13 protein-coding genes, 1 tRNA gene and 1 pseudogene are annotated in these 16237 nt (G+C 63.1%); 7 read left to right on the top strand and 8 right to left on the bottom strand.

Annotation, left to right across the window (positions count from 1 at the left end):
* The first annotated feature begins 113 nt into the window (after nt 1–113).
* Complete coding sequence (locus tag BMX07_RS11970) at nt 114–812, top strand: DUF7504 family protein (protein WP_090618061.1); 699 nt, start codon at nt 114–116, stop codon at nt 810–812.
* A gap of 31 nt (nt 813–843) precedes the next feature.
* Here the strand turns inward: BMX07_RS11970 and BMX07_RS11965 are convergent, their stop codons facing one another.
* Nucleotides 844–1098: a pro-sigmaK processing inhibitor BofA family protein gene (locus BMX07_RS11965; RefSeq protein WP_090618059.1), complete on the bottom strand. Its 255-nt coding sequence runs from the start codon at nt 1096–1098 to the stop codon at nt 844–846.
* A gap of 82 nt (nt 1099–1180) precedes the next feature.
* Here BMX07_RS11965 and BMX07_RS11960 point away from each other — a divergent pair.
* From BMX07_RS11960 to BMX07_RS11935, 5 genes and pseudogenes are all read left to right on the top strand, one after another.
* Nucleotides 1181–1253, top strand: a tRNA-Pro gene (locus tag BMX07_RS11960).
* Nucleotides 1254–1330: 77 nt separating this feature from the next.
* A pseudogene (locus BMX07_RS25120) lies at nt 1331–1569 on the top strand (DUF7563 family protein).
* Between the two features lie 530 nt (nt 1570–2099).
* Nucleotides 2100–2255 carry a hypothetical protein gene (locus tag BMX07_RS24435; protein WP_175480130.1) on the top strand — a complete coding sequence of 52 codons (156 nt, stop codon included), beginning with the start codon at nt 2100–2102 and terminating at the stop codon, nt 2253–2255.
* Nucleotides 2256–3377: 1122 nt separating this feature from the next.
* A complete protein-coding gene (locus BMX07_RS11940) occupies nt 3378–5858 on the top strand; it encodes a G8 domain-containing protein (RefSeq protein WP_090618055.1) in 2481 nt (826 codons plus the stop codon).
* 806 nt (nt 5859–6664) lie between these two features.
* Nucleotides 6665–9313: an ATP-binding protein gene (locus BMX07_RS11935; RefSeq protein WP_090618053.1), complete on the top strand. Its 2649-nt coding sequence runs from the start codon at nt 6665–6667 to the stop codon at nt 9311–9313.
* Between the two features lie 120 nt (nt 9314–9433).
* Here the strand turns inward: BMX07_RS11935 and BMX07_RS11930 are convergent, their stop codons facing one another.
* The 6 genes from BMX07_RS11930 to BMX07_RS11900 form a co-directional block, all read right to left on the bottom strand.
* A complete protein-coding gene (locus BMX07_RS11930) occupies nt 9434–10333 on the bottom strand; it encodes a transcription initiation factor IIB (RefSeq protein ID WP_090618050.1) in 900 nt (299 codons plus the stop codon).
* Between the two features lie 104 nt (nt 10334–10437).
* Nucleotides 10438–10788, bottom strand: a complete 351-nt coding sequence (locus BMX07_RS25115) for a hypothetical protein (RefSeq protein WP_245742104.1) — start codon at nt 10786–10788, stop codon at nt 10438–10440.
* A gap of 88 nt (nt 10789–10876) precedes the next feature.
* The gene (gene thrC, locus BMX07_RS11920) at nt 10877–12136 is read right to left on the bottom strand and encodes a threonine synthase (RefSeq protein ID WP_090618048.1); all 1260 of its coding nucleotides are present in this window, start codon (nt 12134–12136) and stop codon (nt 10877–10879) included.
* Between the two features lie 220 nt (nt 12137–12356).
* Nucleotides 12357–12965, bottom strand: a complete 609-nt coding sequence (locus tag BMX07_RS11915) for a hypothetical protein (protein WP_139210871.1) — start codon at nt 12963–12965, stop codon at nt 12357–12359.
* A 600-nt stretch (nt 12966–13565) separates the two neighbouring features.
* On the bottom strand, nt 13566–13970 hold the full coding sequence (locus BMX07_RS11905; protein WP_090618438.1) for a helix-turn-helix domain-containing protein: 405 nt from the start codon (nt 13968–13970) through the stop codon (nt 13566–13568).
* A 92-nt stretch (nt 13971–14062) separates the two neighbouring features.
* Nucleotides 14063–14311 carry a DUF8001 family protein gene (locus BMX07_RS11900; RefSeq protein ID WP_090618042.1) on the bottom strand — a complete coding sequence of 83 codons (249 nt, stop codon included), beginning with the start codon at nt 14309–14311 and terminating at the stop codon, nt 14063–14065.
* Between the two features lie 182 nt (nt 14312–14493).
* Here BMX07_RS11900 and BMX07_RS11895 point away from each other — a divergent pair, with 182 nt between their 5' ends.
* Nucleotides 14494–14961, top strand: a complete 468-nt coding sequence (locus tag BMX07_RS11895) for a histidine kinase (protein WP_090618040.1) — start codon at nt 14494–14496, stop codon at nt 14959–14961.
* 320 nt (nt 14962–15281) lie between these two features.
* Here BMX07_RS11895 and argF read toward each other — a convergent pair whose 3' ends face one another.
* Entirely contained in the window at nt 15282–16211 is a 930-nt protein-coding gene (argF, locus tag BMX07_RS11890; RefSeq protein WP_090618038.1) for an ornithine carbamoyltransferase, read from the bottom strand.
* Nucleotides 16212–16237 lie beyond the last annotated feature (26 nt).

Below are 16237 nucleotides of genomic sequence, written 5' to 3'. Positions count from 1 at the left end.
ATCACACAGATCGGCCGAAACCGTTTTTGCCGTCCTGTCGGTGGCCGGAACGGTAAAGGGCGAGTGGCGACATTCCACGCGTACCACGGGGACCCATCCCCGACACCGTCACCATGGAACCGATTACGCCAGCCGCGATCGATCCGCCGGCGAACGTCCTACTCGTCCATCCGAGCAGCGACGAGCCGGCGGCCTGCAAGCAGTTGTGTCACGACGGCGGCGGGACGGCACGGCTCACGGTGACCTTCGCCGACGAGACACCCGAGCGGCCGGACCCGGACACGATCGACGGGAGATGCGGCCTGCTGACCATCGGGGACGTCCTGAGCGACACCGGAGAGGACACGGAACCGGACTTCGCCGAACCCGTCGTCGCCGACTCGGTGGCCGACCCGACCGATCTCTCGGAAATCGGCGTCACGATCAGCCGCTTTTGCAAACACTGGGCCGAATCCGACGAGGACGTCACGGTCTGTTTCGACTCGCTCGATGCCCTCCTCCGACACACCTCCCCGAAGGACGTCTTCCAGTTCACGCACGTCCTCACGAACCGACTGTCGAGCGTCGAGGCCTACGCTCACTTCCACTTCGATCCGACGCGCCACGAGGATCGGGTCGTCTCCACGTTCGGCACGATCTTCGACGACGTCGTCGCCGACGACACCGACGACTCGCTCCCGGAAGCGACGGACGACGAGGTCGCCGCGCTGCTGGCCGAGTGGGACGACGAGCCGGCGTTCGATCTCGATCCCGATGCCGCGTCGAACAGCGAAGCGACCGACGAGGACATCGCACAGGTCCTCGGCAAGTAGCGCGAGTCGTTCGATCGCCGCGGCCGCCGGATCACGGCACGAACGCGACACCGAGCAGCGAGAGCACGAGGACGAGTACCGATCCCGGGAGCCCACCGATCGCGACGATCGCGATCACGATCGGCGTCACTGCGACTCCGAGGCCGAAGCCGACCTGCGCGACGTACAACACGGCCAGCCCGACGACCGCGTTGACGATGAAGGGACTGACCGCTCGCACGAGCTGTGCCGCGACGAGGGCGAGGACGAGCACCACGACGAGAAGCAGGATCTCGAGGCCGGTCATAGCCGGCGCTACCACGACGGCCGGGAAAACCGTTCGGACCGTAACGAAACGCTTTATGATGTGGGGCCGGTAGCAGGGGTACGGGATCGTGGGTTAGCTTGGTATACTTCGGGCCTTGGGTGCCCGTGACCCCGGTTCAAATCCGGGCGATCCCATACGGTATATAAGTAAAGCGGCTGCTTTTGCCGCGTTACTCGACGGACACACACCGGATAGCAGTGGCCTTCTGGGGGTGGTCGGCGTGATAGCCGCGCCATGGCCGTCGGTCGATCACTCGACTGCCAGCACTGCGGAGCCCACGTCACGGACCGGTTCCGGCGCGTCTTCGGTGACGACGACGATCGCGCTCACCGCTGTGGCGATTGCGATACCGACGCGCGACTGAGCCGCGGCTCTGCAGTTGGCGTCGACGTTTCGATTCCGGACCCAGAGACATCGGCCGGTCGTCACGGAGGAGAGGCCGATGCGTAGCGGGTTCGTCCGGGCGAGTGAACTGTACAATGTCGAGCGTCGGACGCCCATCGTCCATCCAGCCCATCAAGCCACCGACGAGGATATTCGTCGTGCGTTCGAGGAGCGGAAATCCGTCCCAATGGGGGACATTCCTCGGGCGGACTGGATCACCGAAGCAATTGGAATTCGGACCCACCACAGGGACAGTCAGCGCCAGTCCCGATCAGCCGGATGTCTCCATCCGGCCAGAGACGGGCAGCATATGGTGAACTGCAGTCGGTACAGACGGCTACGACTCGGTTGGGGTTCTGTGCGCTTTGCATATCGGATCTGCAGCCGACTGGCGGCTTCGGCGTAGTCCCTAACTGGGTAGGACAGCTTCTCGCTCGAGCGGTAGAAACGGGGGTGAATCGACGTGACCCGTCTCGTCGAATCAGCACTAGACGCGGTGAAGGCGTGGAGCGGACCGATTCGATTGAACGGTCCGTCGGGTTCCCTTCACACTTTGGAGCGACAGTGATAGCCGTGTGGAATCTTCATTCAGATCCATGTCGACTCAATCCGAACGGATGCGAGCCGCGGTCCGATGCGAGAACTGTGAGGCGATTCTCGTCGCCGAGATCGCACCAGGCGGCTCCGTCCGTCCACTCGGTACGAGCGAAGACTGCGTCTGCGGTGACGGAACGTTCGTCCGGCTCGAGTAGGCGAACCAGTCCGCCAGCCGTTCGACCCGCTTCGGCCGTCCCGATCGGCTCCTGCCCGCAAGCGGAGGGCTCGAGTTGCGGGGGAGCGGTTCTTCGGCCTGCGTTTACCGTCGTTTGCCGGCCTGCTGTCCGGAATCGATCGCTATCGGGGCGGCCGATCGCCGTGTCTCTGTGATCACTGGCTGCGATCCGGTCACAAACCAGCCGCTACCTCGGCCACTATACTCTGCATGTCGTTCTATATGGCGTATAATTGGATTTATGTTAGGGGTGAGCACGTATTCTACAGGCATTGCTCGAACAAAAACCTTTATTGTTGGACGTACAGTAACTGAGTATGAGGTGGTGAAAACGAATACCGAACCGAACAAGACATCGGCGAAAAACCCACTGTGGTCACTGTGACCGATACGCCTGTGCGATTCCCACTATGGCGCACACTGGCTGCTGTACCCGCTGCGCGATACCTCGGCTGTCGTTTTTCGATGCTCGGATCGTGACAGTCATTCACTATTTCGATTGCAGATCCCACCAACGCCGTCGACGGCCAGCGTGTCGATGCGGTGAGATCCTGCGCGCTCGCCGACGCCCATCGTCGCGCCGCCCTGCACTCTTTTCGAAACGGAGAGCGGGCGTCGCTCACCGGCACCGCTCGCCGGCTCGCGAGTCGGTTACGGGAGCGGCCTTCCGACGATAGTACAATCTGGAACTCTGGTAGAATTTCCGGTAAAGAAACGAGGAAGTCGATACTATCGTTCTCGTTCTGCTCGTCGACATCGAGAATCTCCGCGATCTCTGCGGCGGTGAGCGTTCCCTCCTGGTTGGCACGGCGGATCAGTTCGGGGACGCACCCGTTGGGCTGCGCGGTCGTATCCCCGCGCATTTTGAGGGAGCAGCCTGCAGCCGCGTCGAGCACGCCCGAAACCGTACTCTCACCGGTCGCTTCTTGCAGGTGCGTTCACTTCCACGCTCGAGCCTCGGTCGTCTGGATTCGCGTCGTGATTTGCACACCGCCTCGAAATCCTCGGATTTCCCGGTGGCTCACCGCTCGAGCGCATATAAAAATTGACTCGGTACATGGTAATATTTAATAGGCTTTGGTTATATCTATAGTATGGAATAATGTCAAAGGACGACAACCGGAAAGAAATATCCCGGGCCGGAATGCTGAAGAGGCGACGGTTTTTCCAGGCGACTGGTATCGTCGCAGCCAGCTTCCTTGGAACCAGCGTAACGTCAGCACAGGCAGACAGCGAACCGAGTAGGTGGTCCGACCCGGCAACCTGGGACGGCTCGCCCCCGGAGAGGGGGGATACCGTGACCATCGAAGAGGGAGATCACGTGCTACTCGATACGAGCCCGCCGCCGTTAGACGGCGTCCTCGTCAACGGTACCCTCGAGTTTGCAGACGGATCGATCCGCGAGGGCGATAGCGGCGACGGTGGTGACGGTGACAGTGGGGGTGGTGGTGACGGTTCTAACCGCACCGACGGTGACGCCACTGCCTGTGCCCCTGCGTGGCAAGAGACCACGTACAAGGACCCCTACAGAGGGGGAGACGTAGTCTCCTACGACGGCGCAAACTGGGAGGCCAAGTGGTACACCCTCGATGCGCCGAGCGAAGACGTGCGGGCCTGGAAAAAACTCGAGCCCTGTTCGAACGTCGGCTCCGATGTGGACGGTGGCAACGGCGTCAGTGGGAGTAGCGGTTCTAACCGCTTCGACAGTGACGCCACCGCCTGTGCCCCCATGTGGCGAGAGACCACGTACAAGGACCCCTACAGAGGGGGAGACGTAGTCTCGTACGACGGCGCAAACTGGGAGGCCAAGTGGTACACCCTCGATGAGCCGGGTGAAGACGTGAAAGCCTGGAAAAAGGTCGGGTCCTGTTCGATCGTCGGTTCCGATGAGGACGGCGACGGCGTCGATCTGGAGCTCACGACGACGTGGCTGCTCGCTGAGGGGTCGAATTCGCTCATCCGCATCGGCTACGAGGACGATCCGTACGAACACGACGCCCGGATCACGCTCGTGGGACACGGTCCTGAGAACGTCAGAGGCGAGGGGGTGATGGCCATCGGTACGAAGTTCCTCGGCACTTGGGACGGTGGGTCGATCGAAATCCACGGCTCGAGCCGAGACAAAACCGACTGGACGCAGCTCGACGCACACGCAAGCGCCGGTGACAAGACGATCACGCTCGCCGAGGCGGTCAACTGGGAGTCGGGCGATCAGCTCGCCATCGCCCCCAGCGGTTCGGACCCCTGGCACGCCGAACGGCGAACCGTCGAATCGGTCAGCGGGAACCAACTGACGCTGGACGAACCGCTCGAGCACGACCACTACGGCGCCATCGAAACGCACGGCGGCAAGGAACTCGACATGCGAGCCGAAGTCGGGTTGCTCACGCGAAACGTCGAACTTCGAGGCGACGAACTCAGCTACTACGACTCGGACAAGGGTGTCGATTCGAAATACGCTGCCGGGTTCGGCGGCCACGGGATCTTCGCCGATTCCGGCCGGGTCCGGATCGAGGGACTCGAAGCGTTCCGCTGTGGGCAGACCGGCCACCAGGCCAGATACCCGCTCCACTTCCATCACGCTCACGACCAGTCCGGTTCCTACATCAAGCACAACAGCGTCTGGCACAGCTTCCAGCGTGGAATCAACGCCCACGGCACTGGCAACGTCCAGATCGAACGCAACGTCGTGTTCGACACGATCGGACACTCCTACCTCGTCGAGGAGGGGCTTTCGTCGGAGGAAGGCAACGTCTTCAGGGAGAACCTGGCGATCCTCACGAAGACCGCCAAAGAGATCGACCGTGCCTTCGGCGGGGACCTACAGTTCCCGGGCGACGTTAGCAACGCGCAGCGAAAGAAGGCCCAGAACGGGTATCGACCGGCCGGGTTCTGGCTGTCGAATCCCAGCAACACCCTGGTGGGTAACCACGCTGCTGGCGGATACGGGGCGATAGGGTTCTTCTACGACGGACACGACGAGTCGGACGTGGGACTCGACGCCGCCGAGTTCGACATTCAGTTCGAAGACAACGTCGCCCACTCCTATTCCGTTCGTCCGTACAGTCTACTGGATGGATACGTCGGGGACGTCGACGACGAGAGTCTCATGAGTTCGTGGAGAATGTCACACTACCAGCACATCTGTCAGGGGATCGGGCTGATGATGCAACTCGAACCGATGGAGATAGACCCCGACGAGATCCCGAAGGAACGGACCGACCGTATCAAGGGCTTTACGGCCTACAAATGCGAACATTCGGGAATCTGGACCGAATTCCAGACGTCGATCGTGGAAGACAGCGTGGTCGCGGACTTCAACATCGGTCACTTCGCGCTTGGTGGCTCCGAGACCAGAGACACCGTGTTCGTCGGCCGAAACGAGACCGACAACGACGTGGCTCCGCCGCCCACGCACTTCAAGACCGGCGGCCCCACCCTGAAAGGGCCAGCAATACACGATGCCAGCGGATCGGATCGGACGGACAAGACGGCACCGACGACCGAGAACGTCGAGTTCGTGGACGTCGAAATGAAGCGAAATAGCCGTCTCTCCCCGTCGGCACGGACCACGGACGAGTAGACCCGAAACCTGCCATATCGGGATCGGGAACAGCGTCCGTTACTCGTTTTCCCCCACACGTCGTGGTCGCCCGGAGGAGCGATCGACGCCCCCGATCTTTGCGTATGGGCCCTCGGACCGCTCCAGATGGTCGCCGCGCTCGCGAGGACCGGGCAGTCGGACCGATGGCGGGTGGTCTCCGAGTGGACCTGAGCGCTGAATAGGACGTCAGTCGATCAGAATCCCGCTTGCTGACACCGCAAGTCAGTCAAAATTGGGCTGTGGCTACGCGCTATTCGAGCAGTGATCGGCGAGGACGATGGGTCGCAATGAGCCGCTGTATCGAGTCGGACGAGCGCGAACGGTGCGGTGACCGGAGGGACGCGCTTGACCGTTTCCGTGCATGAATGCACAACGCGGCTCGCGACGCTCGGCGTCGCCGCCGATAGCATCGGTGACGTGAAAGTCCACGAACGCACTCCGCTCCCGTCCGTCCGCTGGTACCCAAAAAGCATTGGCCGTGGCTACATTATCGCCGAGCCGAAAGTCACCGCGTGGCCACATGGTCGGGCGACGGGACACGGCGTGTCGGACGCGACCGCGACCCCAGAATACAGGGACAGGTCGACGCACTCCGAAATCGGCCGCTGGCTTCTCGAGTCGGTCACGCGGAGGGGGACACCGCCGCAGCTATCGATCGTTCGACCGGCTCGAAGGGGGCCAGCCTGTGTCACCGACAACTGTCGCTCATCGAGCACCGTGCGACCGGATCAATTTCACCCCGGTATACGACCATTTATACTGGACGGCAGCCCTAGGACAGTGCAATGGCGCAAGCGGGAAATTCAGAACTCGTCGACTCTTTCGAGCAGTTCTTTCGCAACTACTACGACAACGAGATCAAGCAGCTTGCCCAGCGGTATCCGAACGAACAGCGATCGCTCCACGTCGACTGGCAGGATCTCTATCGGTTCGATCCGGACCTCGCGGACGACTTCATCAACCAGCCAGAACAGCTCCAGCGCTACGCCGAGGAAGCGCTGCGACTCTACGACCTCCCGATCGACGTGAGCCTCGGACAGGCCCACGTCCGGGTCCGGAACCTCCCTGACACGGAGTCCCCCGAGATCCGAGAGATCCGCGCCCGGGACATGAACTCCCTCGTGCAGGTCCGCGGCATCATCCGCAAAGCGACCGACGTCCGCCCCAAGATCGAGGAGGCCGCCTTCGAGTGCCAACTCTGTGGGACGCTCACCCGCGTCCCCCAGTCCAGCGGCGACTTCCAGGAACCCCACGAGTGTCAGGGCTGTGAACGGCAGGGACCCTTCCGCGTCAATTTCGACCAGTCCGAGTTCGTCGACTCGCAGAAACTCCGCGTTCAGGAGAGCCCCGAGGGGCTCCGCGGCGGGGAAACCCCGCAGTCACTCGACATCAACATCGAAGACGACATCACCGGCGAGGTCACCCCCGGCGACCACGTCTCCGCGACGGGAGTCCTCCGGCTCGAGCAGCAGGGCGACCAACAGGAGAAATCGCCCGTCTTCGACTTCTACATGGAGGGGATGTCCGTCGAGATCGACGAAGAGCAGTTCGAGGACATGGACATCACCGACGAGGACAAGAAGGCGATCTACGAGATTTCGAACCGAGACGATGTCTACGAGCAGATGGTCGCCTCCATCGCGCCCTCCATCTACGGCTACGATCAGGAGAAGCTCGCGATGATCCTCCAGCTGTTCTCGGGCGTGACGAAACAGTTGCCCGACGGCTCGCGGATCCGGGGCGACCTCCATATGCTCCTGATCGGGGACCCGGGTACGGGGAAGTGCGTCAGCGGCGATACCAACGTGACACTCGCGGACGGACGAGACGTCCCGATCCGCGAATTCGTCGAGACGAACCTCGACGATCCGAAACCGATCGACGACGGCTGGTACGACGAGATCGATATCCCGGTACCGTCGCTGCAGAACGACGGATCGGTTGCCCATCAACGGGCGACGAAAGTCTGGAAACGGGAAGCACCCGATCAGATGTACCGGATTCGGACCTCGAGTGGACGAGAACTTGAGATGACGCCATCGCATCCGTTGTTCGTCCCTGCTTCCGGTGGCTTCCAGCCGGCCCGTGCCGACGAACTCTCGATCGGAGATCCGGTCGCGATAGCAGAGACGGGGCCAGAATCGTTCGATCGGTCGACCGCAGGGACGGAACCCGTCCTCACTGACGGTGGAACGGTGACCGTATCCGGGACAGTTGAAACCGATCGAATCGTCTCGCTCGAGACGGTCGAGCCCGACTACGACTGGGTATACGATCTCGAGGTCGAAGGAACTCACAACTACGTCTCGAACGGAGTTATCTCGCACAACTCCCAGATGCTCGGCTACATCGAGAACATCGCACCACGATCCGTCTACACCTCCGGGAAGGGCTCGTCCTCGGCGGGTCTCACGGCCGCCGCCGTCCGCGACGACTTCGGCGACGGCCAACAGTGGAGTCTCGAGGCCGGCGCGCTCGTCCTCGCCGATCAAGGGATCGCGGCCATCGACGAACTCGATAAAATGCGATCGGAAGATCGGAGTGCCATGCACGAGGCCCTCGAGCAACAGAAGATCTCGGTCTCGAAGGCGGGGATCAACGCCACGCTCAAGTCCCGGTGTTCGCTGCTCGGCGCGGCCAACCCCAAGTACGGCCGCTTCGACCAGTACGAGCCGATCAGCGAGCAGATCGACCTCGAGCCGGCACTGATCTCGCGGTTCGACCTGATCTTCACGGTCACGGACACCCCCGACGAGGAGAAAGACCGCAACCTCGCCGAACACATCATCACGACCAACTACGCGGGTGAGTTGACCACGCAGCGAGCGGAGATGAACCAGCTCGAGGTCAGCGCCGACGAGATCGACGAGATGACCGAGCAGGTCGATCCGGAGATCGACGCCGACCTCCTGCGGAAGTACATCGCCTACTCGAAGCAGAACTGCCACCCGCGGATGACCGAGGCGGCCCGGAACGCGATCCGCGACTTCTACGTCGATCTCCGATCGAAGGGGACCGACGAGGACGCTGCGGTGCCAGTCACGGCCCGAAAGCTCGAGGCGCTGGTTCGGCTCTCGGAGGCGAGCGCCCGCGTTCGGCTGTCGGATACGGTCGAGCAGAGCGACGCCGAGCGAGTCATCGAGATCGTCCGCTCGTGTCTGCAGGACGTCGGGGTCGATCCCGAGACCGGCGAGTTCGACGCGGACATCGTCGAAGCCGGCACCTCGAAGTCACAGCGCGATCGGATCAAGAACCTCAAGCAGCTCATCAGCGACATCGAGGAGGAGTACGACGACGGCGCGCCGGTGGACATCGTCCTCGAGCGGGCCGAAGAGGTCGGCATGGACCACTCCAAGGCCGAACACGAGATCGACAAGCTCAAACAGAAAGGCGAGGTCTACGAGCCGAGTACGGATACGCTCCGAACGACGTAGTGCCGGAATGGACCGGAACCGTTCTTTCGTGCGGTTCGGTTTCGTACGGTTCGGCTTCGTGCGGGGATGGCGGGCGTTGACGCGGATACCGCGTCGGTGTCCGACACCGATCCATCGGCGTCAGAGCTCGTCGAGGTTCGTGACGGTCGACCGGATCGTCACCGCCGCGACGTCGGCGACGTCGGCGGCCGCAGCCTGGGTCAGTGACGGCCACTCTTCGCGTTCGCCAGCGGCCTTGTAGAGACACGCCGCAGCGACCCCGCTGGGGTTGCGACCGGTGATGAGCCCCGCCTGGAGCAGGGCGTCGACGTGCTCGCGGGCGCGGCGTTCGACGGCCGACCCGAGGTCGAGTTTCGAGGCGTATCGCGGCAGGTACTGCGTGGGATCGATCGGACCGGTCGGCAGCCCGAGCTCGCGATTCAGAGCGTCGTAGGCGACCGCGAGTTCGTCGACGTCGGCCCGTGCGATAGCGGCGATCTCGTCGGTCGTCCGGGGGATCGAGCGCGTCCGACAGGTCGCGTAAATAGCGGCGGCGGCGAATCCCTCGAGCGATCGACCCTGAAAGAGCCCCTCGGACTGGGCGGACTCGAAGAGGGCACACGATTGCTCTCTGACGGCGTCCGGCAGCGAGAGCAGGGCGGCGATCCGTCTGATTTCGGCGAATCCGTAGACCTGATTCCGCTCGGTTTTCGAGGAGATCCGTGCACGGTTGTGTTCCCGGCGCAAGCGAGCGATCTGACGGCGTTTTCGGCCGGTCAGCCGAGCGCTGTATCCCGACTCCGAACCGGTGCCGTAGCCGATCTCCGTCGAGAGACCCCGGTCGTGTCTCGAGCGGGTCAACGGCGCGCCGGTCCGTCGCCGATCGGTGTCGTCGTCCTCGAACGATCGCCACTCCGGACCGCGGTCGATCGCGTCTTCGGCGGAGACGAGTCCGCAGTCCTCACAGACGATTTCGGTACCCTTCTTCCGTACTCTGCCGTCGCATTCGGGGCAACTCGCGGACGAGTCGGTGTCTGCCATTAGTTATTATCGCTCCCTATGCCGCGTTGCTGCCGCTTGATATTTAAATGTTGGAAAATATGAATGATCTTCGAAATCGAATGCAACAAAGGGCCGCGGGGGCGTTAGCGACCGATCAACCGCTCTAACAGGGTCTGGGGTTCCTCCTCGGCGGCTGCCGTCGACTCCGCCACCTCGTCGCGGTCCGCCAGTAGCCGCTCGTAGCGGTCGATCACGGCCTGCCGGCGATTCTCGCTCGTTTCCAACGCCCGTTCGAGGGCAGTGATCCGAACCCGGAGCTGCGTTCGTTCGATCCGGTAGGAGAGCGGGAGTGCGTCGTATTCCGGGTCGGCGTTCGGACGGTGGGACCGACTGCTCGGTCGTTGATCCGACTCGGGAATCGGGGCTAGGGGGGGACGTCGAGTTCGTTCGTCGGTGGAGCGGGCGGGAGTGGGGCCTCGTTGCTCGGCAGACATGACTCGAGACGGAGTACCACACCGGGTCGGAAAAAGGTCAGTCAGTCGGGCGTCAGACGCAGGCCGTGCGTCCGGCGTCCGGACGACGTTACTCCTGAAGATGCTCGAGCACGCCTTGCGTATCGGCCGGCACGGATTCGGAGTCGACGCCGGCGGCGGCCGCGGCGTCGGGGTCCTTGAGCAGGTGACCGGTAGTGAGACAGGCGACGCGCTCGTCGTCAGCGACGATTCCCTCGGCGCGGAGCTTTCGGAGGCCGGCGACGGAGGCGGCGGAGGCGGGTTCGACGCCGATGCCTTCGGCCGCGATGTCGCGCTGTGCCTCGGTGATCTCCGCGTCGGATACCGCGACCGCGGTACCACCGGTCTCGCGGATACCGGGCAGTGCCTTCGGCGCGTTGACCGGGTTTCCGATCCGGATCGCAGTCGCGCGCGTCTCGACGTCCTCCCAGCGGCGGACCTCGTCGGCACCGTTCTCGATCGCCTCGACCATCGGTGCGGCACCCTCGGCCTGGACGCCGGTCAGTTTCGGCACGTCGCGCTCGTCGATCGCGCCCGCCTGCACGAGTTCGCGGAAGGCTTTGTACAGCGCCGACGTGTTGCCCGCGTTGCCGACCGGGAGCACGATCCGGTCCGGAACGGCATCGTAGTCCGCGAGGAAGCCCTCGAGTATCTCGAGGCCGATCGTCTTCTGGCCCTCGAGCCGGAAGGGGTTCAGCGAATTCAGCAGGTACGCCTCACCCTGCCCCGCGAGTTCCTGAACGATGTCGAGACAGGCGTCGAAGTTGCCGTCGACTTCGAGGATGCGCGCTCCGTGGAGGCTCGCCTGGGCGATCTTGCCGGCGGCGACCTTCCCGGCGGGGAGGAGGACGAGCGTCTGCATCCCGCCGCGAGAGCCGTAGGCGGCCAGCGCGGCGCTGGTGTTGCCCGTCGACGCACAGGCGAGTCGACCGACGCCGAGTTCCGCAGCGACCCGCACGCCGACGGTCATGCCGCGGTCCTTGAACGACCCCGTCGGGTTCATTCCCTCGTGTTTGATCCGCAGGGCCTCGACGCCGATCTCGTCCTCGAGACGAGGCACCTCGTACAGCGGCGTCGCACCCTCCTGAATCGAGACGCCGGAGTCGAACGGGAGCGCATCGGCGTAGCGCCAGACGCCCTCGCCCTCGAAGTCGTCGAACGTCGGGAGATCGGCGTACCGGACCTCGAGCAGTCCGTCGCACTCGTCGCAGGTGTACCGGACGTCGTCGAAGGGGGCGAACGTGTCGCCACACTCGATGCACTCGAGCCAGACGCCCTCGTCGGCGTCTGCGGGTCGTTCCGGCTGGTCGGCCGAGAGACTGAGACTCATTGTCGGTCGAGAGGGAGGCGAGAGGCAAAAAGCACGTGGGTTCTGCGGCCAGTCGCAACCAGTTCGGGGTTTGGCACCGCCCCGAGTCGGATGTCGCCTCGTCTCGGATGAGACGTCGACGAGGTAATCGAGGTCTTGGACCCCCTGGGCATCGGTGACGGGGCGGTGCGGACCTACTCGGGGAGTCCGGTCGAGGGATGGCCGGACATGGCCGGATGCTTCATTCCGACTCGTCGCCTGCAGGACAGACAACGATGTCCCCCGTCTTCCGGGCATCCGGCGGTTGCGAACCCCCGCGCTCGGCGACCGCACGGCGGACCGTTTCCGACCAGATCGCGTAGCTCGCGATCAAGTGCCCCGAGGTACCGCTCGCTTTGTCCCGGTCGTCGAGTCCAGTCACCTCAGATGTCTGATACTCGATCTCGACGACAGCAGGAGGACCGGTTTGGGTGACTGTTCGGTCTTCGGTCAACAGACCAAACCCGACGAGTTCTTCGCCGTAGGCTTCGAGCCATTCGTTGCCCACGTAGGCCCGTTCGAACGACTCGACGTAGCTCGCCAACGCGTCTTCGGACTGGTCGGTTGGCAGCGACGGGTAGTCGAACGGGGAGACGGATTCTTCCGGTTCGGGGTCGGGTGGGTTCGGTCGGCGTGACTCAGCACAGTCGGGCGGTGCCACGTCGTCCGGGTTACCCGTATCGGTGCTATTATCGCCCGTATCGGTGCTATCGTTGCCGAGACAGCCCGCACTCAGCCCGACCCCGAGGCCGGTTACCACCCCAAGGAGCCTGCGTCGGGTCGGCGGGGCGTATCCGCTTGGTCCATTCATGCTCGAGTACTCAATAGTAAGTTACTCACAGGAGACCTCAGTAGTTCGGCGTCAGTTTCGCCGACGCTGGCGTTGACATCGAAATCCGAGTGTTGATGGAAGACCGTTCTAAGGTTTCCGCAACGCTGCTCGCGGCCCGGTCGTCGTTGGACTGACCGTACTCGTCTTCACAGTAGTCCATCAATGACTGGAACTGGTGTATCTGCACCTCAAATTTCATTCCAATTACAGTTCTGTGTCCAATAGTATTATGTTTTAATAATTAGTTTTGTGTACAAATGTCCGGGATGTTAGATCGTGATGAGAGGTTCGATTATACTGAATACTAGCACTGCCGAACAACGCTCCGACGATCGATAGCGCTGAACAGATCCCCCTGCGGCAGCCGGGCCAGATTTACTCGGGGAGACAGCCAGCCACGACGGTTGTTCCTGAGTAATTCGTGGATCTAGCGGCTCGCACCGTTAGAAGGCTAATACAGTAGTGCCGATAAGCAATATTATATAGATCCCGTCTCTTTCGAACACCATTTGTTAGCAGAGTTAGCACCGGGCGGCCGCCTCGTCTCGGATGCCGCCTCATTTTGGGCGTCGTCCCACCTCACGATGTCTCGCCGTTCGGTTCGGTCGGTCGATCGTCGAACTCGTCGATCACGTCGTGAACCGTCGCCGTCCAGGCGTCCAGCGCCTCGTGCAGCATCTCCTTGGCCTCCGGCAACGCGATGGCGGTATACTGGTAGACGTAGCCGCCGCCGTCCAGCAGCCGCCGATCCCGGCGGACCAGCCCGCGGTCGTGTAGCGTCGACAGCGACCGGTTGACCGTGCTTCGATCGCGCTCGAGGGTACTCGCGAGTTCCTCGATCGTGCTTCCGGGCAGATCGCACAGGACGAGATAGGTGCGGGTCTCGTGGTCTTCGATGCCGAAGACGCAGCTCATCACCTTCTCGAACGGCGGGTTCGATTCCTCCATCAGTTCCCCGAGGCGGTGCTGGGGGGCGTCAGTCATACCGAACCGTACGGACGAGCGCGTCAAAATACCTGCCGGCGTCGGTCGCCGTGATCTGCCGACGTCGGTCGCCGTGATCGATCGCGTCGCCGTCACGTGTCCTCGACTGCCGCTCCATACCCCATCTTCCGGATACAGCTCCGCATTTCGCGTTCGCTCTCGTGGCGGTGGAGTCGCGTCGGCGTATCACAGTAGTACACCGAACCGTCGTACCGCAACGTCACTTCGTACTCCGTCTGCGCCGCCGTCGTCGTGATAACGACTCGTCGCCCGTCCTGAATCGCGGCCATGATCGCGTCCGTCTCGAGTTCGCCCGCTGAGACGCGAAGGGGGTTCGACATCGACTGTGACTGGGTGCGCTGCTTCAAAGAAACTTCCCGTCCGTCCCCGCCGGACGCCCCGCTCGGCGACCAACCGGGTCGGTCGCCGACCGACGGGACCGAATCGTGGCCCCACGCTCGGGCGTGCACGGCGGCTACCAGACCGCGACACACTGACACGGGTATGAGGTATACGGTACCGTATGGCATCAGAAACGGTGACCCAACGAGCCCGACGAACCGAAACGACACTCGCACCCTGGCAGGCGGGAACCGTCGGCGGCATCGCCGGTGCGATCGTGTTCGGTGCGATGATGGCGATGCAGACGCCCCCCGTGCTCGAGGCCGCGATCCCCGCGATGTACGGTCTCGAAGGCGGCCTCGCGGGGATGATCATCCACGTCGCACACGGTGCCGTGCTCGGTGTCGTCTTCGCGGCCCTGATCGTCGCAGCGAGAGGGGGCGATCTCGACCTCGTGCCGGGCATCGGACTCGGACTCGTGTACGGCGTCGGTATCTGGGCGGTCCTCGCCGTCGTCGTCATGCCGATCTGGCTCTCCGCGGTCGGGTTCGGAATGGCACCCGACGTCCCGAACGTCGCCACCGAGAGCCTCGTCGGTCACGCGGCGTACGGACTCGTCCTCGGCGCGGTGTACGCGGTGCTCGGGTGAGTTCGGTCTCCGGACCGCGAAACGGACGGTCGCATCCGTGATCGGTGGCCGATACCCCCTCCCAGGTTACAGCAGAATCAGCGCGAACAGGGCTGCTGGCCCCAGCAACATGAGGAGCGTCGCGAGTACCAGTCGGAGTGACATGGTTCGATCGACACCATCATCGGAGAAGATATAATATCGAAAGACTGTTTAATTATTTATACAGAAATTAAATTTGATAAATGCCGTATTGACCGCCGAAACCGTTCCTTTCTTCGTCACTCCGGCGGAAAGCCTGGGCGAAAAACCGATTGCTCGCTTCGCTCGCGAGCACGCCGCTACTCGAGCAGCCAGCTCAACAGCGCCTTCTGCGCGTGCAGGCGGTTTTCCGCCTGATCGAAGACGATCGAGCGGTCGCCTTCGATGACGTCGTCCGTGATCTCCTCGCCGCGGTGGGCCGGAAGGCAGTGCATAACCGACGCGTCCGGGGCGTGCTCGAGCAGGTCGGCGGCGACCTGGAACCCCTCGAAGTCGTTCATCCGGACGTCGCGTTCGTCTTCCTGCCCCATGGAGATCCAGACGTCAGTGTAGATGACGTCCGCGTCGGAGACCGCGTCGACGGGATCGGTGGTGATCGTCGGATCGCCGCCGAGTTCGCGAGCGCGGTCGACGACGTCGTCGTCGATCCCGTAGCCGTCGGGCGTCGCGACCGTCAGGTCGATATCGGTCAGCGCAGCGCCGAGTGCAAACGACTGGGCGACGTTGTTGCCGTCGCCGATCCAGGCCGCCGAGACGTCCTCGAAGCCGTTTTCGTGCTCGCGGATCGTCAGCAGATCCGCGAGCGTCTGGCAGGGGTGGGCGTCGTCGGTGAGGCCGTTGACGATCGGGACCGACGAGTACTCCGCGAGCACCTCGACGTTCTCGTGTTTGAAGACGCGGGCCATCACCGCGTCGACGTACCGCGAGAGCGCACGCGAGGTGTCTTTCAGGGGCTCGCCGCGCCCGAGTTGGATGTCATCTTCCCCGAGAAAGATCGCGTGCCCGCCCAGTTGGGTCATCCCCGTCTCGAAGGAGACTCGGGTACGAGTACTCGCCTTCTGGAAGAGCATCCCCAGGGTCTGTCCGGACAAGTCGGCGTGGTCCTCGCCGGCTTCGACAGCGCGTTTGTACTCGTCGGCCCTGTCGAGGACCGCGAACAGTTCCGTCTCGGAGAGATCGTCGACGTCGAGGAAATGTCTCGGCTGTGTATCGTCCGTTGCTGTTGTCATGGTCTGGTAACGTATCTGAGAATCCG

This window comes from Natrinema salaciae, from assembly GCF_900110865.1.
GTDB lineage: Archaea > Halobacteriota > Halobacteria > Halobacteriales > Natrialbaceae > Natrinema > Natrinema salaciae.
This window is presented reverse-complemented; position numbering and strand designations above follow the sequence as displayed.